Source organism: Mycobacterium marinum, from assembly GCF_003391395.1.
In the GTDB taxonomy this organism is placed as follows: Bacteria; Actinomycetota; Actinomycetes; order Mycobacteriales; family Mycobacteriaceae; genus Mycobacterium; species Mycobacterium marinum.
The window spans coordinates 1972154-1993522 of record NZ_CP024190.1 but is presented as its reverse complement, the minus strand read 5'-3'; the positions used below and the strand labels follow the sequence as shown (position 1 = coordinate 1993522).

Sequence of the window (21369 nt, the reverse complement as noted above, 5' to 3'; positions counted from 1 at the left end):
TGCCCGCCGCCCGGATTCGTGGGCAGGCCGGGGCAACGTTGCATCCAGGCCGGTAACGTGATGCCCATGAGTGTGCGTTCCCTTCCCGCGGCGCTTCGTGCCTGCGCCCGCCTGCAGCCCAACGACCCAGCGTTCACCTTCGTGAACTACGAACGGGACTGGGACGGTGTAGCGGAGACGCTGACGTGGTCGCAGCTGTATCGGCGAACGCTGAACGTGGCCCGAGAGCTGAGCAGTTGCGGGGCGGTCGGTGACCGTGCGGTGATCTTGGCTCCGCAGGGACTCGAATACATCGTCGCTTTCCTCGGCGCGCTGCAGGCCGGACGGATCGCGGTTCCGCTTTCGGTTCCCCAGGGCGGCGCCAGCGATGACCGCGCCACATCGGTGCTACGTGACGCGTCCCCGGTCGCGATTCTCACCACATCGCCGGTCATCGACGATGTAACCCAGCATGTTTCGGCTCAGTCCGCCGGGCCGGCTCCCTCGATCATCGAACTCGACCGGCTGGACCTGGACGCTTCGGCCGGATCTGGTGCCGGTGACGAAAACTACCCGGCTACGGCGTATTTGCAGTACACGTCGGGATCGACCCGCGAGCCTGCCGGCGTCGAGCTTTCGCACCAGAATCTGAGAACCAACTTCGAACAGCTGATGTCGGGCTACTTTGCCGACACCGATGGGCTCGCGCCACCGGACGCGACGCTGGTGTCGTGGCTGCCCTTCTACCACGACATGGGTCTGGTTCTGGGGGTCTGCGCACCGATTCTCGGTGGATATCAGGCAGTGCTTACCAGCCCGGTGTCGTTCCTGCAGCGTCCGGCGCGGTGGATGCAGATGCTGGCCACCAGTTCGCACGCATTTTCGGCAGCACCGAACTTCGCCTTCGAACTCGCGGCCAAAAAAGTGTCGGATGACGACATGGCCGGACATGATCTGGGCAATGTGCTGACCATCCTCAGCGGCAGCGAGCGGGTACAACCCGCAACCTTGAAGCGCTTCGCCGACCGCTTTGCCCGCTTCAATCTGCAGGAAAGGGTGCTCCGCCCGTCGTATGGCCTGGCCGAGGCAACGGTCTACGTGTCGACCAGCAGGCCAGCTCAGCCGCCCGAGATCCTAGACTTCGAGGCTGAAAGTTTGACCGCCGGTCAGGCGAAGCGGTGTGAAAGCGGAGCCGGCACCCAGTTGGTCAGCTACGTCTTGCCGCGCTCACCGTTGGTGCGAGTCGTCGACCCCGATACCTGCACCGAATGCCCGGAGGGGACGGTCGGCGAAATCTGGGTGCATGGCGACAACGTCGCCATCGGCTATTGGAACAAGCCGGAGGAAAGCGAGCGCACCTTCGGCGGAAAGTTGGCCTCGCCATCCGAAGGCACCCCCGAAGGTCCATGGCTAAGAACCGGAGACTCCGGATTCATCGAAGACGCGAAAATGTTCATCATCGGCCGTATCAAGGATCTCTTGATCGTGTATGGACGCAACCACTCTCCCGATGACATCGAGGCCACGATTCAGGAAATCACCCGGAGCCGCTGCGCGGCGATATCCGTCCCCGGTGATCGCAGCACCGAGAAATTGGTCGCCATCATCGAACTCAGAAAGCGCGGCGACTCGGCTCAAGACACCCTCGAGATACTCGGCGCCATCAAGCGTGAAGTCACCTCGGCCCTGTCGAATTCGCACGGCCTCAGCGTCGCGGATCTGGTTCTGGTAGCGCCGGGTTCGATCCCGACCACCACCAGCGGCAAGGTCAGGCGGGCTGCGTGCGTCGAGCAGTATCGACAGCAGCAGTTCGCCCGCCTGGACGCCTAGCGTGTCAACCGACGGTACCCATAGGTCGTCGCGGCTGGTCAACTTCCTCATCGTCGCCGCCTGGATTGCGGTGGCGGTGATCGCGAACCTGGCTGTAGTGCTAGCGCCGGGAAAATCCAGCGACGCCGGCTCGGCGCTGTTGTCGCCAGATTCCACGGCGTCTGCCGCCAGCAGCCGGATTGGGCAGGCCTTCCCGGGCACCGGCACCAACGCGGTCGCCTACCTGGTGGTGGATGGGCGCGACACCCTTGGGCCCGCCGATCAGAACTACTACGACGCGGCGGTTAGCGCGCTGCGCGCGGACAGCCGCCACATCGGTTCCGTCCTCGACTGGTGGTCAGATCCTCTGACAGTCCCGCTGGGAACCGGCTCCGATGGCCACTCGGCGATCGCGATGGTCTGGCTGGTCGGCCAGGCCGGGTCAACCCAGGCGCGGGAATCGCTGCAAGCCGCGCAATCGGTGGTGCACAATCTGCCGGCAAGTGCGGGGCTACGCGCCCGCGTCGTAGGTCCGACGACGTCGAGCAGCGTGCCCGCGCACATGACGGCGTGGCAGGGCGCGGTGATCGTGCTCGCCACTGCGGTGATTGCCGTCCTACTACTGCTGTGGGCGCGCCGCTCGCTCGTGGCCGCCGCAGTCGTGCTGCTGACCGCCGGCCTCTCGCTCGCGGTGGCGTGGCCGCTGGCCGCCGCGCTGCGCGCTATCCCCGGACAGAACATCTCGGTCTTCACCGTGTTCTCCGCGACCCTGGCCGCGATACTGACAATCGGCACGATCGCCGCTTCCACCATGCTGGTCGCACGGCCCGGACATCACCCGGGTGCCACGGCGGCCCAGCCGGTGGGCCGAGCGGCATCCCGCAACAACCTGGCCGCGTTGGCCATGCCCGCAGCGGGCGTCGCGATACTCACCGCCCCGCTACTGCTGGCCCGAACGCCCGCGCTCCACGGAGTCGGCGTCGCCGCGCTGGGTGTCGTTGTGGCACTTGCGGCTTCGCTGACACTGTTGCCTGCCCTGATCGGGCTCACCGGGCCGTCACGGCTGTCCTCGTCACGACCCGTCGGCGCCCGCCGTTCACTGCCCGTGTCGATACCGCGCACCGCCGTAGTCGCCGCCCTGGTGCTCGCGGTGTGTGCGATACCGGTCATCGGGATGCAATGGGGCATCGGTGACGGCCCGGTGAAACCGGCCGCAGGCGGCACCAAGCGGGTGTTGCCTGGGCAACCACTGCCCGACGTGGTGATGCTCGAAGCCAAGCACGATCTGTCAGACCCAGCCGGGCTCATTGCCATCGACCAGGTCAGCCACCGGCTGATGGAGATTCCCGGCGTCCGCAGGGTGGAGTCGGCGGCATGGCCGGCCGGTGTGCCATGGACGGACGCGTCGCTGACCGCCGCTGCCGGAAGACTCAGCGATGAGCTCGATCGCGGGGCCGGCTCCTTCATGCCGCAGGTGAGAGCGATAAAGACGTTGGGGTCGATCGTCGATCAGATGTCCGGCGCGGTCGACGAGCTGGACCGCAGCGTCACCGCCGGTCTGGCCGGGGCAGCCCAAATTCAGCAGAACGTCGACGTCCTGATATCTGGCACCAACAACATCAAAGGCGTGACAGTGGAGTTGTCCGGATATCTGGATCCGGTCCGCGGTTGGATGGGCGACGTCCCGAACTGTCCCGCCGACATGTTGTGTGTCGCCGCGGGCAAGGTCATCGATCCCGTCGACAGGGTGGTCGACGACGTGAAGTTGCTCACCGACGGGGCTGATCGCATCGCCGCGGTATCGCGCAAGACGCTGGGCGCCTTCTCCTCCGCGCCGCAGGTGGTCGCTCAAATGCGATCGGCACTGGCCCAGCTGCAGTCTTTTGTGCCCAACCTGGAAACGACCATCGAGAACACCCTCCCGCAACTCGTGCAGGTGTCGGCGTTCTTGAAGAATCTCAGGCTCGATTTCGCCAACACCGGCCAGGGTGGCTTCTATGTATCGGGTAAGACCCTCGCGGACCCGTCTTACCAGCAGGTACGGCAGTCGATGTTTTCGGCGGACGGGACGGCCACCCGGCTACTCGTCTTCTCCGACAGCAACCTCGGTCTGGACGCGTCGGCAAGGGCACAACAGCTCGAAGCCGCGGCCGGCAAGGCAATGAAGTACGGCAGCCTCGAGGACGCCGAAATCACCGTGAACGGGGCCGCCCAAGTGGCCACCGACGTCCGGGGCTCCCTCACCCACGATGCCGTGCTGCTGGCCGCCATGATGCTGGCGGTGCTGGTTCTGGTCAGCATGTGGCGCGGAGCGCTCACCGCCGTTGTGATGGCCGTCGGGTTGCTCGCGGCCTACCTCGCTGCGCTGGGCATTTCGACAGCCCTCTGGCAATACCTGGCGGGGCGTGAGATACCCGCAGCGGTACCGTTGGTGTCCTTCGCCATCCTGGCGGCGTGCGGGCTTCCCTATCTCCTGGATCGCACGGGCACCCCGATCACCACCGAAGCCCCGATCACACCCGATGCACAGCCCGCGAATACCGCGGCGCTGCGCAGCGCCGGTGCGCCGCTGGCGGCCCTGACCGCGGTCTTCGGCCTGGGATTGGTGCTGGTCTCAGCCGGGTCGGTGGGCGCGCTGAGTCAGATCGGCACCGTGGTGCTGTTCGGCGTCGCCGCGCTGACGGTGGTGGCACGGGTGTGCATTCCGGCCGCGATGCAAGATCGGGCTGACCGCACCGTCGCGGCCGAGCCGGTCGCCGAGCCCGACCTAGCAACCGACTAGGTGTACTGACCTGACAGGTTAGGGACGCGGCTGGCGGGTGGTCGGCCGCCGAGTGCGGTGTGGCCGCGGTGGTAATTGTCGGTGTGAAACCACCTGGGGAATTCGTCGTAGCGTTCGGTATCGCTGGTGTGGCGACGGGCGTAGGCCCACTCGTCGGCCAAGGTGCGGTGAAAGGGCTCGACTTTCGAGATTGAGTTGGTGCATTCCTAGACAGCTCGCACCCCACTCGGAGATCTTCGTCATGTCGCCACGCCACGCTCACCAGCGTCTGTGGTCAGCACACCTAGGCACCGGTCAGCGGCCGGCCCGGGCGATCAGTCGACGTTGACCGGTTCATTCCATTTGGACAACGTGACCTCGACGGCCCCGGAACCGAGGTCCACGTTGGCCCGAACGAGGCGGTGCGAACCATCTTGGGCGATCCACACGGTCGCCGGTCGCGGACTGCGCGCGCCAGGGTCCAAGATCTTGACGCTGTCTGTTGGCAGCGTTCCGGTGATCTTGCTGGTCTGGATTCCGTTGATGACCTCGTTGCCCTGCGACTGCAGGTTGGCGACACCGGAGAGCAACTTCGTCACCCCATTGATGGGGTCCAGCACGCGTGAGGCCGACAGATCAGCCACGGAGCCCAGATTGCTCCAGTCGTCGAACAGTTTGACCGAGATGTTGTCGTCCTTGATGCGGAACGGGACACCCGCCTCGCCGTTATAGGTGCAGTCACCCTTCGCGGCGAGCGGTTTGGCCCGGAGATCGACGTCAGCGCTACTGATCCCGAGCATGCTGTCGACTTTCCCGGTTGTGCGGATCGCCAGATGCGCGCTGGTCAACGCCTTTGTCGCGTCGAGCGATTGCTCAACCTCGGCCATCAACGCCGGATCGGCCGGTACGGTGGTCGAGCTTTGGGCCTCGGGTTGCGATTTGTCGGAAGAACATCCGGACACCCACAAGACCAGACCAAGCGCTACCAGAAGGGCGGAGATGACCGCCGGTTTCCTTTGGTTCACTGCCTACCACCTCGCTGATATTGGCCGATATTGGCTCAAGCTCGCTTTGCACCCGCGGACAGCACCGAACCCAGCACACAGGTCGGTCATGAGCGGGCCGACAGCAATGCCGATCACCGTTGTGGTGCCCCGCACTGTGCCCTCTGGCGGCCCTACGGCGCAGCACCATTGGCCACGCGTCATCCATCACATTGGCCAACAAGACATTCGCCGCGCCTACGGCGGACCCGAACATCATGCGCTTGCTGGCGTACCCGATCGTAGCGTGCATCCGCATGGCCTCGCGGCCGCGGCCGACGTGGCTCATCGACTACCCCGATGCAGATACCGGCCACGCCGGTGAGTTAGCAAGCGCTTCAGTCCTTTCCAGCGATCCGTCGCGTCCCACCAACTCACCGGCAACCGGCGCTCGTCCCTGCTACGCAGTTACCGAAACCATCTCGCCGTCGGATTCGGGCAGCTTTTCCTCATCGGCTTGGGTTGCCTGGCTGTCCGGAATCTGCCGGCCGACATATTCGGCGATCGCAGTCGGTGTCGGATGGTCGAAGATCACCGTGGGTGGCAACGTCAGACCCGTGGCGCTCTTGAGGCGGTTGCGCAGTTCTACCGCGGTCAGCGAGTCGAAGCCGAGGTCCTGGAACCCTGCCTCCGGATCGATGTCCTCGGGGGACGGCCGGCCCAGCACCGCTGCGGCCTGCAAACACACCAGACCAACCAGGGCGTCTTGGCGTTCGCCTGCGCTCAGCCCGTTGAGGCGCTCGGCCAGCGCCGACTTCGACTGGGCGGCATCCCCGGTGTCCTCGATCTGGCGCCGCCGCGGACGGCGCACCACCCCGGCGAACAACGGCGGCAAGCCGCCGGCCTGAGCCCGGGCCTCCAGGGCGGGCCGATCCAAGAGCGTAGCCACCATGAGGGGGTGGTTGATCGCCAGTACCGCATCGAGCAGCCCTACCGCCTGCTCCGGGTTCATCGGAGCCAGCCCACTGCGACTCATCCGAGCCAAGTCGCGGCTGCTCAGATGTGCAGCCATGCCGCCGGACTGCTCCCACAGCCCCCACGCCACCGATATCCCGGCCAACCCCGCGGCTTGCCGATGCGCCGCCAACCCGTCCAGGAACGAGTTTGCTGCCGAGTAGTTGCCCTGCCCCGGCGAGCCCACGGTCGCCGCGATCGAGGAACACAGCACGAACATCGACAAATCCAGATCCAAGGTGGCCTCGTGCAGATTCCAGGCCGCATCCACCTTGGCCCGCAATACGGTATCGATCCGCTCCGGCGTCAACGAGCTGATCACGGCGTCATCGAGCACACCGGCGGCGTGAATCACGCCACGCACCGGCGGGTGCTCCCCCGACAACCGGGCCAGCATCGCCTCCACCGCGTCGCGGTCCGCCACATCGCAGGCCACCACCTGCACATTGGCGCCGGCCTCGGACAACTCGGCGGCCAGTTCGGCAGCCCCCTCGGCCCGATCGCCTCGCCTACTGGCCAACACCAGATGACGCACGCCGTAGGCATCGAGCATGTGGCGGGCCAGCACCGCACCGACCGCCCCGGTGGCACCGGTGATCAGCACCGTTCCGTCGGCAAGCCCGTCGGCCAGCGCCGACGGCATGGTCAGCACCACCTTGCCGATGTGGCGGGCCTGGCTCATGTACCGGAAGGCCGCCGGCGCGCAGCGCACGTCCCAGGTGGTGACCGGCAACCGATGCAGCACTGCGGTGTCGAACAGCTCCCGCACCTCGGCCAGCATCTCCTGCATGCGCACCGGGCCGGCCTCAGACAGGTCGAAGGCCCGGTACCACACGCCGGGGTAGTTGGCGGAGATCTTGTCGGCGTCGCGGATATCGGTCTTGCCCATCTCGAGGAAACGCCCGCCGCGTACCAGCAGTCGCAGCGAAGCATCCACGAAATCACCGGCCAGCGAGTCGAGCACCACATCGACCCCACGGCCGTCGGTGACCGCGAGGAACTTCTCCTCGAAGTCCAGCGTGCGGGAGTCGCCGATGTGGTCATCGTCAAATCCCATGGCGCGCAGCGTGTCCCACTTGCCGCGGCTGGCGGTGACGAAGATCTCGACGCCCCAGTGGCGAGCCAGCTGCACCGCTGCCATGCCCACGCCACCGGTTCCGGCATGGATCAACACCGATTCGCCGGGCTGTATCTTGGCCAGGTCCTGCAACCCGAACAGGGCCGTCAGGAACACCACCGGTACGGCGGCGGCCTGGGCGAACGACCACCCTTGTGGCATCCGGGTGATCAGCTGCTGGTCCACGACCGACAGCGGACCGGCACCACCAAGGAAACCCATTACCGAGTCACCGACGGCCACCCCGGATACCTGCGGACCTACCTCGAGGACCACCCCCGCGCCCTCTGCCCCCAGCGGCGGGGCCTCACCGGGATACATCCCCAATGCCGCCACCACGTCGCGGAAATTGACCCCGACCGCACGGACCGCCACCCGGACCTGTCCGGCGGCCAAGGGCGCCTGGACCTCTGGACAAGGCTCGATCACCAGGTCCTCCAACGTTCCGCCGCCACCGGCGGCCAACCGCCACGCCGACTCATCCGCCGGCACCGCCAGCAGCGGCGGGGCCGGGGCCAGCCGAGCGGCGTGTACCGCGCCGGAGCGCACTACGAGTTGGGGTTCCCCAACTGCGACCAGCTCCGCCGCCTCCACCGCGGCGTCAGCGTCGATCAGCACGATCCGGCCGGGATTCTCGGCCTGCGCCGACCGCACGATTCCCCATACCGCAGCGCCGGCCAGGTCGCTGACGTTCTCGCCGGGCATCGCCACGGCGCCGTGGGTCAACACCACCAAGGTGCCCGCGCGGTCCCCGTCGAACCAGGACTGCAACACCTCCAGGGCGGCGTGGGTGGCCGCGTACACCGACCCCACCACATCCTCGCCCGCGGGGTTGGGCTCCCACACCACCACACCGGCATTGCCGGCCGCGCCACCGTCACCGCCGGCGCAGAAGTCCGCCCACGACACCACGGCGGGCTGAGCAGACCCGTGGGTGCCGCCGCCGCTCAGCGGTATCGGCGACCAGATCACGTCCAGCGGCCCCTGGTCGTGTGCACCACCACCGGCCGCCGCAACCGCGGCGCGCAGCTGGGCCGCCGACATCGCCCGGGTGACCAGCGCGCCCACCGTCAACACCGGCAGCCCCGCGGCATCGGCGATCTCCACCGCGATCGAATCCGGCCCGGACATGGTCAGGCGCGCCCGCACCCGGCCGGCACCGCCGGCGTGCAGCGACACGCCCCGCCAGCAGAACGGCAGCTTTGTCTCATCGGAATCCGGGTTCTGCTCGGCGGTCAGCCCCAGCGCGTGCAGCACCGCGTCCAGTACCACCGGGTGCATTCCCATCTTGTCGACGGCCACTCCGGAGGGAGCGACCACCTCGGCGAACAGCTCGGAATCGCGCCGCCAGACCCCCACCAGCCCCTGAAATCCCGGGCCGTAGGCATAGCCGCGGTCGGCCAGCTGCGCATAGCCATCGGAGATATCGACGCTGTCGGCGCCCTCCGGCGGCCAGACCGACAGATCCGCACCGGAGCTTGCCGCCTCGACCCCCAACATGCCCTCGGCATTGAGCAGCCAGTCCTCGCTCTGATCACCGCGCGAATACACCGACAGCGCCCGGTTCCCGGAGTCATCGGCGGCTCCCACGATCACCTGCACCTGCACGCCCATTCCGGGGTGCAGCACCAGCGGCGCGGCCAGCACCAACTCCTCGACGACGGCACAGCCGACCTCGTCACCGGCGCGGATGGCCAATTCCACAAAGCCCGCCCCGGGGAACAGCACGACTCCGCCAATCACGTGATCGGCCAGCCAAGGCTGATCGGCCAGCGCCAGCCGGCCGGTCAACACCACGCCACCGGAATCGGGACGCTCGACCACCGCACCCAACAGGGCATGCTCGGCACCGCCGAGACCCAATCCGGTCGCGTCGGCGGGCCCATCGGCGCCCGGTACCTCCCAGAACCGCCGGCGCTGGAAGGCGTACGTCGGCAGGTCCACCCGGGTGGCACCCGAGCCGGCAAATACCGCCGGCCAATCCACCGACATCCCGGTGCTGAACAGCTGGCCGAACGCGGTGAGCACCGAGGCCACCTCGGGACGGTCCTTGCCCAGCATCGACACCACGACCGCCTCGGCGGGGGCCAGCGACTGCTCGATGGAGCCGGTCAATCCGCTACCGGGTCCGACCTCCACGAAATGGGTCGCCCCGAGTGTGTGCAGCTGCCGCGCGCTGTCGGCGAAGCGCACCGCCCGCCGAACGTGCTCGACCCAATACTGCGCAGATCCGAAACCGCCATCGGCACTGGCCAATTCGCCCGTCACATTCGACACCAGCGCGATCTGTGGTTCCCGCGCCTCAACCTGGGCGGCGATCCGCGCGAACTCCTCGAGCATCGGCTCCATCAGGGGCGAATGGAACGCATGCGAGACCGCCAGCCGATGCACCCGCCGACCCTGCTGGGCGAACTGGTCGGAGATGGCGGTCACCGCGGCCTCGGCCCCGGAGATCACCACCGATTTGGGGGCGTTGATCGCGGCGATGCCCACACCGTCGGTCAGTGACGGCAACACCTCGTCTTCGGCGGCGGCCACCGCCACCATGGCTCCGCCGGCCGGCAGGGCCTGCATCAACCGGCCGCGCGCAACCACCAGCATGGCCGCATCGGCCAATGTCAGCACCCCGGCGACGTAGGCCGCGGACAGCTCTCCCACCGAGTGGCCCATCACGAAGTCGGGCTGCAGTCCCCAGCGTTGCAGCGCCGCGAACAACGCCACCTCCACCGCGAACAATGCCGGCTGAGCAAATTCGGTGCTATCCAGCAGCGCCGCATCGGATCCCCACATAACTTCACGCAGAGGGATTCTCAGATGACGATCCAGCTCGTCGGCCACCGCGTCAAACGCTTCAGCAAACACTGGAAGTTGGTCATGGAGTTCCCGGGCCATGCCGATGCGCTGCGAGCCCTGCCCGGGGAATACCACGGCGGTCTTGCCTACCGACCCCGCTTGCCCGGTCACCACGCCCGCGCCCGGCGCGCCGTCGGCCAGCGTCGCCAGCCCGGTCAGCAATTGCTGGCGATCGGCGCCGACCACCACGGCCCGGTGCTCGAACGCCGATCGGCCCGCCAACGAGAACCCGATGTCGACCGGGTTGGACTGCGGGTCGGCTTGGACATGGGCCAACAGTCGGCCGGCCTGCGCCGTCAGCGCCTCGGCCGATCGCGCCGAAATCACCCATGGCACCACCGGCAAACTCGGCTCGCCCTTGTTGGATTCGCCGTCCGGCACCGCTTCCGGTGCCGGAGCCTCTTCCAGGATCACGTGCGCGTTGGTGCCGCTGATCCCGAACGAGGACACACCGGCCCGGCGCGGGCGCCCGGCATCCGGCCAGTCCCGAGCCTCGGCCAGCACCGACACCGCGCCGCTTTCCCAATCCACTCGTTTGGAAGGCTCATCGACGTGCAGCGACGCCGGCATCCGGCCGTGCCGCATGGCCTGCACCATCTTGATCACCCCGGCCACACCCGCGGCGGCCTGAGTGTGACCCATGTTCGATTTGATCGAGCCCACCCAGAGCGGCTGATCCGTCGGGCGTCCCTGCCCATAGGTGGCCAACAACGCCTCGGCTTCGATGGGATCACCCAATGTGGTTGCGGTCCCGTGGGCCTCGACCACGTCGACATCGGCGGATGTCAACCCACAATTTGCCAATGCCGCCTGGATCACGCGCTGCTGGGCGAGCCCATTGGGCGCGGTCAGGCCGTTGGACGCGCCGTCCTGATTGATCGCGCTGCCCCGCACCACCGCCAATACGTTGTGCCCGTTGCGTTGCGCATCGGATAGCCGCTCGAGCACCAGCACCCCGGCACCTTCGCCCCAGCCGGTCCCGTCGGCCGCCGCGGCAAATGCCTTGCATCGCCCATCTGCGGCCAACCCCCGCTGCCGACTGAACCCGACGAAGATCGACGGCAGCCCCATCACCGTCACACCGCCGGCCAATGCCATGTCGCATTCCCCGGAACGCAACGAGGCCATCGCCCAATGGATCGCCACCAACGACGACGAGCACGCCGTATCCACCGACAGCGCCGGGCCTTCCAGCCCCAGCACGTAAGCGACCCGTCCCGAGGCCACACTCACCGGCGAGCCGGTCAGCCCGTACCCCTGCAACGCACCGACGTCCTTGCCGCCGTAGCTGGGCGCGAAAATTCCGGTGAAGACCCCCGTCGAGGACCCGCGCAACGACATCGGGTCGATCCCGGCATGCTCGAGCGCCTCCCAGGAGACCTCCAGCATGAGCCGCTGCTGGGGATCCATCGCCAGGACCTCACTTGGCGGGATGCCGAAGAACCCGGCATCGAAGTTGGTGGCGTTCTCGACAAACGCACCCCACCGCGTATAGGTCTTGCCCTCGGCATCCGGATCCGGGTCAAACAACCCCTCGGTGTCCCACCCTCGATCATTCGGGAACTCCGTTACGGCGTCGCGCCCCTGCGAAACCAGATCCCAAAGCCCTTCCGGGCCATCCGCGCCGCCGGGAAACCGGCAGCCGATTCCTACCACCGCCACCGGCTCGGTTGCGCGTTGTTCGTATTCCCGCAGTCGCGCACGTGCCTCGTCGAGCTCGACAGCGACCTTCTTCAGGTAGCGGAAGAGCTTGTCGTTCTGCTGGTCGGCGCTTTCACCGCTGGTGGTCATACTCAGTTGCTCCTGTTCATGATTCGCCAAATTCCGAATCGATCAGCTGGAAAATTTCGTCGGGGGTCGAGGCGGCGGCGATGCGCTGGCCCCAGTGCTCCTGCCCTTCGGTGATCGTGCCGAGCAGGGCACGCAACCGTTCGGCCACTCGCGGCTTCTCACCGTCGGCGATGGCCGCGGTCAGCTCTTCGACCTTGTTCAGCTGCGCTTCGATCAGCGGCAGCGCCCGCGCGCCGCTGCGCGCTGACTGCGGCGTCACCCGCCGGTCCGCGCCGGACAGTTCGGCCTCCAGGTACTGGGCCAGTCCCGATATCGAGCCGTAGTCCCACCCAACCGTCTCGGGCACGCGCAACCCGGTGGCCGCGGCCAAACGGTGGCAGAGTTCGACGGTCATCTGCGAGTCGAAGCCGAGCTCCGAGAAGGCGAGATCGCGATTGACCGAGCGCGGATCCGGCTCACCGAGCATCTTCGCGGTCTCCCCGCATACGGCGTCGAGTACCAGCCGGTGACGTTCCTGCTGCAGCGCGGCCAGCCGCTCTTTGAGGCTCACTTCGCGGGTGCCCGAAACCAGGGCAGACGCCGACTGATCATCGAGTTGGCCGGGCGCGTCGGACCGGTGCTCGGCCGAAGCGAGTTCCCAGATCGGCTTGGCCGGGGTCTGGCCACGCAGCGCGCTACGCAACAACTTCCCGTTGGCGGTTCTGGGAAGTCGCTCAACAACGGCAAATCGGTGCGGCACCTTGAATGCAGACAGGCGGGTGAGCAATCGTCGGTGGATGTCGCGCATGACCGACCCGTCAATGCCCTCGGCGCTCGCCGGAACGAGAAATGCCTGCAGTGTCGATGCGCCGGTGGCCTCCTTGACTCCAACCACCGCGACCTCGGCGACGGCGTCCTCCTCGACGATCAGCCGCTCGATCTCGCGCGGATTGATATTGACCGCCCCGACGATTTCGGTGTCGTCCGCGCGGCAGGCGTAGGTGACCCATCCGTCGTCGTCGATGCAGACCCGGTCACGCGTGTCCAGCCAACCCTCATCTGTCAGCAGCGGCTCCGGCCAGTTCCAATAGCTCTCGGCAACCGACGGTCCGCGGACCCAGAGGTCACCCTCCACCCCGGGCCCGGCGGCCGCACCGTCCGGTGCCACGACGCGAATCTCGTAGGGCGGAAGAACCTTGCCCAGGCTGCCCGGGCGCCACTCGTCGACGGTATTGGATACGAACGTCTGCCCGACCTCGGTCGATCCGACCCCGTCCAGGATCGGGATACCGCCAAAGAATTCGGTGAGCCGCTCGGCCAGCCCCACCTCCAGAGCCTCGCCCGCCGATACCACGCATCGCACCGAACGGAACGAATCCGCAGAACACGCGTCGACAACTCTGGCAAAGAAATTCGGCACACCGTAGAGCACCGAGGGCTCGAATCGGGCGCTCAGCGTCGCCGCGACTTCCGCGCCCACCGGTAGCGGATTGACCACCGCCGAACTACCGGTGGCCAGCGGAAACCAGACCGAATTTCCCAGGCCATAGGCGAAATACATGCGCGCGCTGCTCAGCCCGATGTCGGCGGGAGTCAGCCGCAACGCATTGCGACACATGGCCTCGACAAACGCGAACACGTCGCAGTGCCGGTGAATCGCCGCCTTGGGCGGACCCGTTGTGCCGGAGGTGTAGGTGGCATACGCGGCGGCGTCACCACCCAAGATCTCGTAGGCCGCCGGCCCGACCCGGGCCGCCTCGGAAAACAGATCCGCGGCATCCACCACCGTCGACGGCGCAAATCGGTCACAAAGAGGACCGGAGGTGATTACCAGCGCCGCCTGCGTGTCCCGCTCCTGGAACGCGTGGTCGTCACGGTGCAGCTCCGGGTTTGCCAGAAACGCCAGGATCCCGCGCGCCAGGCATGCCAGCAAAACCTGCACCAGCTCCGGCGAATCCGGCATACACAGCAGGACACGATCCCCCCTGCAAAGGCCACGATTGGCTAGCACCGCGCCAAGCCGTGCGGCTCCATCATGGATCTGACCATGAGTCACCACATCCGGCGCGTAATAGGCAGGCTGGTCAGTCCATCCCGCTTCCGATGCCCGCTCGGCGAGCAGTCCCGCTACATTCTCATTCCGCATTATTGGATGACCGCCCTAGCCGATGCTGTTTCTGGCTTGCCGACTGAATTGGATCCATGGATACAAATTCTGCGACCTCTGGCATCGTCACCCCCATAAACCCACGGGGAACCGGCCATTAGGTACAAATCGATCTCCCACTCCTTGCACTGGTACCGACGGATCGTTGGTGACGAATAGGTTCTTCGCGCGAATTATCTTCGAATACACTTCGGAGAAAATACTCGGTGATGATAATCACCGGCCGGCCTTCCGCGATGACGCGGTACTGACGGCCGACAACTTTCGGCGGCAAGTTACGACGCCGATCGAGCGCGAGCCAGGCCGGTGACTCTCCCGCCCAGACCTTCGCCTCTTCTTTAAAGGTTTCAATACAGCTGGCGGCCATCACCTCGCCAATAGGACGATGCGTTTCCAGCAGGCTCGCCACGATTTCGGCAGGCAGCAAGTCGATGGCAATGAATGATTCTGCGGCGACGAACGGAATTCCCGACCTGCGGCCCTTCAGCACGATATCGCGCCGCAAGACGCGGCCGATCGAAGAATGGTCGCACCCATCCATTTCCGGCGCGGCATCCTGAATCTGCTGCTTGATTATCTCTACGACGATCTCGTCGTTGGCAAGCACGTTCAGAATCCGAGTGAGGGTGCCGTTCGTCGCTATCAGTATCCGAAGGTCGCGGTTGAGCTTTCGGATATCTTCATCAGACAGATGACACTCGGTCATTTCTTGTTTCTCGGGTAAAGCCGCCAACATGCCGTCATGCGGACCGGTCCAAACGGGTGAATCCGTCGTTTCGGTAACGCTCCACACAGGATGAACGTCGAACTTTGCCGCTGGTCGTGACCGGAATCGAACCGGTCGCCACCAACACGACATCTGTGACCCGCACTCGGTGTGCCCGCGATATCGCGGAGGTGATCTCCCGCTTGACCGAGCGCAGCTTGTCGATGGCCTCCTGACCCGAGTGGCCCCAGCTGGCGAACTCCACGATGGTGACCAACTTCTCACCGTCGGCATCGGGCACCGCTATCGCCACCACCCGGCCACCGGTGATTTCCTGAATCGTCGACTCAATATCGTCGGGATAGTGATTGGATCCGTCCACGATCAGCAGATCCTTGATGCGGCCCGTGATGAACAACTCGCCTTCGAACATCACCCCGAGGTCTCCGGTTCGAAGCCACGGACCGATCGAGGTGCCCGGCGAGGGATCGGTCAGCTTCGCATCGAACGTGCGCTCGGTGAGCTGGGGGTTACGCCAATAGCCCATGGCAACATTATCCCCCTGCACCCAAATTTCGCCGACCGTCCCCGCCGGACATTCCGTCCTGGCCTCGGGGTCGACGATCCGCACCTCAGATGTCCAGCTCGAACCGTAGCTGACCAGCTTGGCACCGTCGTCGGCTTCATTCGCGCACCGCTCGACCCGACCGACCGACAAGCTCTGGTAGTCGAAGTTGACGCTTCTGGGCGGGCGTCCCGGTTCCGCGGTGGCCACGAACACCGTCGCCTCGGCGAGCCCGTAGGAGGGTCGGATCGCCGTGTCGCGCAGGTTGAAGGGGGCGAACCTGTCGATGAAGCGCTGCAGCGTCGCCGGATTCACGCGCTCCGCACCGCTACCGATCCCCCGGACGTGTCCGAGATCCAATCCGGCCATATCTTCGTCCGACGTGCGGCGGACCGCCAATTCAAAACCGAAGTTTGGCGCACAGGAAATCTGTCCACGAAATTTGCCCATCAATTGCATCCAGCGAGCCGGCCGCTGCAGGAATGCCATCGGATTCAGCAACACCGCGGTGTCTTGATTGATCATCGGCAGAATGATGCCGAGCATCAGCCCCATGTCGTGATAGAACGGCAGCCACGACACCGCGGTCGAGGGAACTTTCTCCGTCTCCCCAAGGTAATCGGACATCAACTGGACGCAGTTGGTGATGACGTTCTTGTGGGAGAGGACCACACCGGCGGGCGAACGGGTCGACCCCGACGTGTATTGCAGATACGCGGTGCTCGAATGGGCCGGCGGCGTGAGATCGAGCTCCCGCGCGGAATCCAAGTCCAGCAAGTCGACCGCCACCACAATGGGTGTGCCGCCCTGCCCGGCGCGTGCGTGTGGCGCATATTTGGTGACCTCGTCGATCACCGACGAAGTCGTAAGAATGACGCTCGGCGTGGAATCCTGCAGCGCTGCCGAGATTCGTTCGTCGTGAATGCCGAACTGGGGCACTGGAAGGGGGACAGCGATAAGTCCGGCTTCTAGCACGCCTAGAAAGGCGATGATGTATTCAAGGCCTTGCGGAGCCAATACCGCGACCCGATCACCGCTGGCCCCGTAGCCGCGCAGCTCTTCGGCCACGATCTTGGCGCGCCGATACATTTGCCACCAGGTGAGCGTTTCGGTGAACCCGTCCGGGTTCACGTCGTAGTCGATGAACTTGTAGGCCGCGCGATTGGGGTACTGGGTGGCCGCCTTGTGCAGCAGATCGGTAAGCGAGGACTCGCTCATCGCGAATCGCGTCATCATCCCATTGGACGTTGGTACTGCTTGGCCACCCGTTCCCGGTGCCAGTTGCGTCGTCACCTCGTCCCGGGCACGAAACGAAACGGCGTTGGTGTCCATGATCATCCTTGCTCTCGACGGAAGAGACTACGGGCGTTTCGCTGCTGTGTCAGTCGAAACCCGAATCAGCGGGCCGGCGTGCCGCGCAAAGCCGCGCCGCAACTCGAAATCGATATGGCCGCACCGCCATAACAGCCCTCGCGCCACCGGCTCGCAGCAAGATTTAACATGGTCGTCACTCACGACCATGGCTCTTGCTGGAACCCGTTTGGTGGACATGAGCTTTGAGGTTACTAAGGATCAGCGATAGGTGAGATGTTGGGACCGACGGTCCTGGGAAAATTTGGGCCATCCAATCACCCTTCCCAGGGCCCGGACGCCGGGTGCAATCTGAAGCATCGAGGGGTCTACGACAATCACCTCGGCAAATCATCTCTGGATAACCAACCAACAGCCGATTTTCATGAGAAGTGCTAAGTACGAGCACTGCTAAATAAGTTTGGCGCGCGCAACGTTTGGCGATACACGCAGCTGCGGTAACCACGCCCGGCGGTGATCGCCCCACTCCCCTAGCCCCGAGCAAGCCGTAACCAGTCGCGGCAAAACCGTTGCAACAAAGGCAATGTGGCATCTCGGGCACGCGGTGTCGCGCGGCGGTGCGCTGAGGCGTTGCCGCTAAGTCGTTACCAGGCAACGGGTTGGGGCCAACTCGCCGCGCCCCCGGGGCCACCGATTCAGCGTTGCGGATCCATCCAACAAAGTGCCCGCAACGACTTCCGGCCGATCGCTAAGCGACCCGAATAGCTAACTTCAGCAATGGCTTTGATCGATCTGCGGCCGCAACTAGCCCAGGCTAGCCGCGAACCGGCTCCGAGCGGATTCGCCGGTGGCCGGTCACAGCTTCTTCAGCCCCCGCAACACCTTGGCGTGCGGCAGCACCGCAGTGACGGTCTTGCGCAGGCTCGGGTTGACCAGGCTGCCATTGATCACCAGCAGATACCTCAGACCGTGGTCACGCCACTCGGCGACCTGATCGATGACCTCGTCCGGCGTGCCGCTGGCCACCACTTCGCGGATCAGGCCGGGCGGAACCTTCGCGGTGTAGGAGAGGACCGTTTCCCTGTCCATCGTCTGGGGGATCAGATCCTGCACGCCGGTGAAGTCGGCTCCCATCGGGTGCTCGACACCGTGGCGCGCCCAGGCCTCCGCGGGCATTCCGAGCGCGTTCATTTTGACGATCACCGAGTCCAGCGCTTCATCCACGTCGTCGCGACTCCACCCGGTGACCACGCCGCGCACTGCCGAAGGGGTGATGGACATCGGGTCACGACCGGCATCGGATGCCGCGGCACGCACCGCTTCCAGCGCGCGGCTGTAGTCGGTGGGCCGGATGATGACGATGGGCACCCAGGCGTCCGCGTAGCGTCCGGTAGCCCTCAGCATCCGCGGACCGTGCGCCGCGACCCAGATTTCGGGCCACTTTCCCTTGTAGGGCGGCAGGTCGAACAGGGCATTGCGCAGTGGAAAGTACGGCGACTCACGCGTGACCAGCGCCCCGTTCGAATCCCACAGGGCACGAATCGTCGCGAGGCCCTCTTCGAACCGCGCAACGGGCTTGCTCCACTCCACCCCGTAGGGCTCGTTGCCCTCACGTTCTCCAACACCGATACCAAGAATGGCTCGGCCTCTGGTCAGCAGATGCACAGTCGCCGCGGCTTGCGCGGTAACCGCTGGATTGCGACGACCGACATCGGTCACGCACACACCGAGCCGCAAGCGGTTGATCCGGTTGCCCGCGGCGAGGTTTCCCAGCATCGTCCAAGGCTCGTAGTTGGCATCAACCTTGGGCACCAGCCGCGCCCCAAGACCGAGAAATTCGGGGGTCGCCACCGACCGTGGCACCAGCGCGTTGAGATGGTCACCGATCCAATACGAGTCGGCGCCCATCACTGCGCCGGCCATCATGCTCGACCGCGCGATCATGCTCGGTGGAAGGCGCGAGTGCACCGGAGCGTCGACAAAGCCGTAACGAAAGCCGCTCGATTTCTTCAAAATCCGCCTACCTTGCCGTCCGTCGCGGTGTGACTGCGGCGAGGTTACCTGACGTTTCTGTGGACATCCCGCAGCCAACTGGCGGCCTGCGGATCGCCGGCCGGCCCTACCATCTCGCGCCGATGACGCGGCGACTGCGTTCCTACGCAATTGCATTCATCGCTGGTCGCCCGCAACTCAGCCTCCCCAGCCCGCTCGGGTAGTCTCGCCCGATGAGTTCAGCGCAACGCGAGTTCGACATCGTCTTATACGGCGCAACCGGCTTCTCCGGCATGCTGACCGGCCAACACCTTGCGCAACGTGACACGAACGCTCGGATCGCCCTGGCCGGCCGTTCGCCCCAACGGCTGCGGGCCGTGCGGGACAAGTTGGGCCCACTAGCCAGCGACTGGCCACTCGTCGTCGCCGACGCATCACAACCGGCGACGCTCGAGGAGATGGCCACCCGGGCACAGGTCATCCTCACCACCGTTGGCCCCTACACGCGCTATGGCCTGCCCCTGGTGGCGGCCTGCGCCAAGGCTGGCACCGACTACGCCGATCTGACCGGCGAATTGATGTTCTGCCGCAACAGCATCGACCTGTACCACAAACAGGCCGCTGACACCGGCGCCCGAATAGTGCTCGCGTGTGGATTCGATTCAATTCCATCGGATCTGAACGTCCACCACTTGTACCGCCGTGCCGCCGAAGACGGCACCGGAGAATTGGCCGAGACCAACCTGGTGCTCCGCTCGTTCTCCCAGCGTTGGGCCTCCGGCGGCTCGGTGGCAACCTATTCCGAAGCGATGCGCACCGCATCGAGCGATCCCGAGGCGTACCGGTTGGTCAACGACCCTTATACGCTGACCACCGACCGCAGTGCCGAACCCGATCTCGGTCCGCAGCCGGACTTTTCCATGCGGCGCGGACGCGACCTAGCTCCTGAGCTCGCGGGCTTCTGGACCGGCGCATTCGTACAGGGCCCATTCAACACTCGAATTGTCCGACGTAGCAATGCATTACAGGATTGGGCTTATGGCAAGCAATTCCGCTACTCGGAGACGATGAGTCTCGGTCGGTCGTTTGCGGCACCAATCGCCTCCGCTGCCGTCACGGGCGCTATCGCCGGCGGCATCGGTTTGGGCAACAAGTACTTCAGTCGCCTACCGCAACGTGCGTTAGAGCGGGTCACTCCGAAACCAGGCACCGGCCCGAGCCAAAAAAGCCGGGAACGCGGCCATTACCGCTGTGAGACGTACACCACCACGACCACCGGTGCCCGCTACCTGGCGACGTTCGCACACAACGTCGACGCGTATGCCTCGACGGCCGTGCTGCTCGGCGAAAGCGGTCTGGCCCTGGCGCTGGACCGCGATCGGCTCTCCGAGTTGCGCGGTGTGCTGACCCCCGCCGCCGCCATGGGGGATGCACTGCTGGCGCGGCTGCCCCAGACCCGCGTCGTTGTGAGCGCGACCCGACTGCACTGACTCCTGGCGCCGCCGCTCAGGTCAGCGCCCGAGCGGCGGTCGCCGGCCGATCAGATCTTCGGGCTGATTCCGTCGGATGCGAGAAAGTCGTCGAAATACGTGGGCGGCTTCAGGTTGAGTAGGCGCTCGCGGTCGGCGACCAGATCCGCGTAATCGAGGGCCTCGATCTGGTCCGCCGTGTAGGACAACTGCGATTCCGCCGAGCCCTTACGCACGATCCCGACGCCGAAATCGCAGTTGAGCACCGCGACCTGCAGATCCGCCCGAGTGCTGCGCAGATGAACGATCGCCTTCCAGACGTCGCCGCTCCACAACATCTGCCACCAGCGGTTCTCGGCACGAAAGTCTTCATAGGACGCCGCCGGATAGGCGATCGAAGGATGCGTGGGGTTGCAGTCGTGCAGGACGATGACCCCGTCGTCCTTGAGGTAGCGCAGGATGTTCTCGACATCACGCACTACCTGCTTGTAGGTGTGCAGCCCGTCGACCAAGGCCACATCGACACCGTTGTGCTCGAGATAGCCGGCATCATTGGAGAAAAAGGCGTCACTGGTCGTCTCGAAGTAATGGGTGACACGCGCCTTGGCCGAGGCCAGCTTGCGGGTCCGCGCCGACAGCTTGAACTCGGGGTCGATTGCCGTCTTCTCGTCGGCAGCTATTCGCCGGAACGCAAACCCATGGGAGACACCGATCTCGAGGTAAACAGGCGCCGCCCTACCGGCGAGCGCCCGTTGCACGGCCCTGACCCGGTTCATCCGACGATCCTTCCCGAAGTGGAACTGACCGTAGTTCCATGACTCTTCGGTGAGGCGCCACACCAGCGCCTTTGAAGTTTCGGTTGCTCCCATGAAG

9 protein-coding genes and 2 pseudogenes are annotated in these 21369 nt (G+C 65.5%); 3 read left to right on the top strand and 8 right to left on the bottom strand.

Annotated features, from left to right (window positions below; all coding sequences use genetic code 11):
* Window positions 1-66 precede the first annotated feature (66 nt).
* A complete protein-coding gene (gene fadD28, locus CCUG20998_RS08390) occupies window positions 67-1809 on the top strand; it encodes a fatty-acid--AMP ligase FAAL28/FadD28 (protein WP_020728215.1) in 1743 nt (580 codons plus the stop codon).
* A gap of 1 nt (window position 1810) precedes the next feature.
* Window positions 1811-4570: an MMPL family transporter gene (locus CCUG20998_RS08385; RefSeq protein ID WP_020728214.1), complete on the top strand. Its 2760-nt coding sequence runs from the start codon at window positions 1811-1813 to the stop codon at window positions 4568-4570.
* Here the strand turns inward: CCUG20998_RS08385 and CCUG20998_RS08380 are convergent.
* From CCUG20998_RS08380 to CCUG20998_RS08350, 7 genes and pseudogenes are all read right to left on the bottom strand, one after another.
* A pseudogene (locus tag CCUG20998_RS08380) lies at window positions 4567-4755 on the bottom strand (integrase core domain-containing protein); the annotation flags it as partial. The gene CCUG20998_RS08385 and the pseudogene CCUG20998_RS08380 sit on opposite strands and share 4 nt — an antisense overlap.
* Before the next feature lie 129 nt (window positions 4756-4884).
* Entirely contained in the window at window positions 4885-5574 is a 690-nt protein-coding gene (locus CCUG20998_RS08375) for an LppX_LprAFG lipoprotein (RefSeq protein WP_020728212.1), read from the bottom strand.
* Between the two features lie 418 nt (window positions 5575-5992).
* Entirely contained in the window at window positions 5993-12307 is a 6315-nt protein-coding gene (locus CCUG20998_RS08370; RefSeq protein ID WP_020728211.1) for a type I polyketide synthase, read from the bottom strand.
* Between the two features lie 16 nt (window positions 12308-12323).
* The gene (locus tag CCUG20998_RS08365; protein WP_036455375.1) at window positions 12324-14432 is read right to left on the bottom strand and encodes a p-hydroxybenzoic acid--AMP ligase FadD22; all 2109 of its coding nucleotides are present in this window, start codon (window positions 14430-14432) and stop codon (window positions 12324-12326) included.
* A gap of 87 nt (window positions 14433-14519) precedes the next feature.
* Window positions 14520-15159, bottom strand: a pseudogene (locus tag CCUG20998_RS08360) (chorismate--pyruvate lyase family protein).
* Window positions 15160-15193: 34 nt separating this feature from the next.
* Window positions 15194-16942 carry an AMP-binding protein gene (locus CCUG20998_RS08355; protein ID WP_181005672.1) on the bottom strand — a complete coding sequence of 583 codons (1749 nt, stop codon included), beginning with the start codon at window positions 16940-16942 and terminating at the stop codon, window positions 15194-15196.
* Between the two features lie 948 nt (window positions 16943-17890).
* On the bottom strand, window positions 17891-18979 hold the full coding sequence (locus CCUG20998_RS08350) for an LLM class flavin-dependent oxidoreductase (RefSeq protein ID WP_085979805.1): 1089 nt from the start codon (window positions 18977-18979) through the stop codon (window positions 17891-17893).
* Window positions 18980-19260: 281 nt separating this feature from the next.
* Between CCUG20998_RS08350 and CCUG20998_RS08345 the strand changes: the two genes are divergently transcribed.
* A complete protein-coding gene (locus CCUG20998_RS08345; RefSeq protein ID WP_020728205.1) occupies window positions 19261-20517 on the top strand; it encodes a saccharopine dehydrogenase family protein in 1257 nt (418 codons plus the stop codon).
* 50 nt (window positions 20518-20567) lie between these two features.
* On the opposite strand, the gene CCUG20998_RS08340 is transcribed toward CCUG20998_RS08345, so the two are convergent.
* Entirely contained in the window at window positions 20568-21365 is a 798-nt protein-coding gene (locus CCUG20998_RS08340) for a class I SAM-dependent methyltransferase (RefSeq protein ID WP_020728204.1), read from the bottom strand.
* Window positions 21366-21369: the final 4 nt, after the last annotated feature.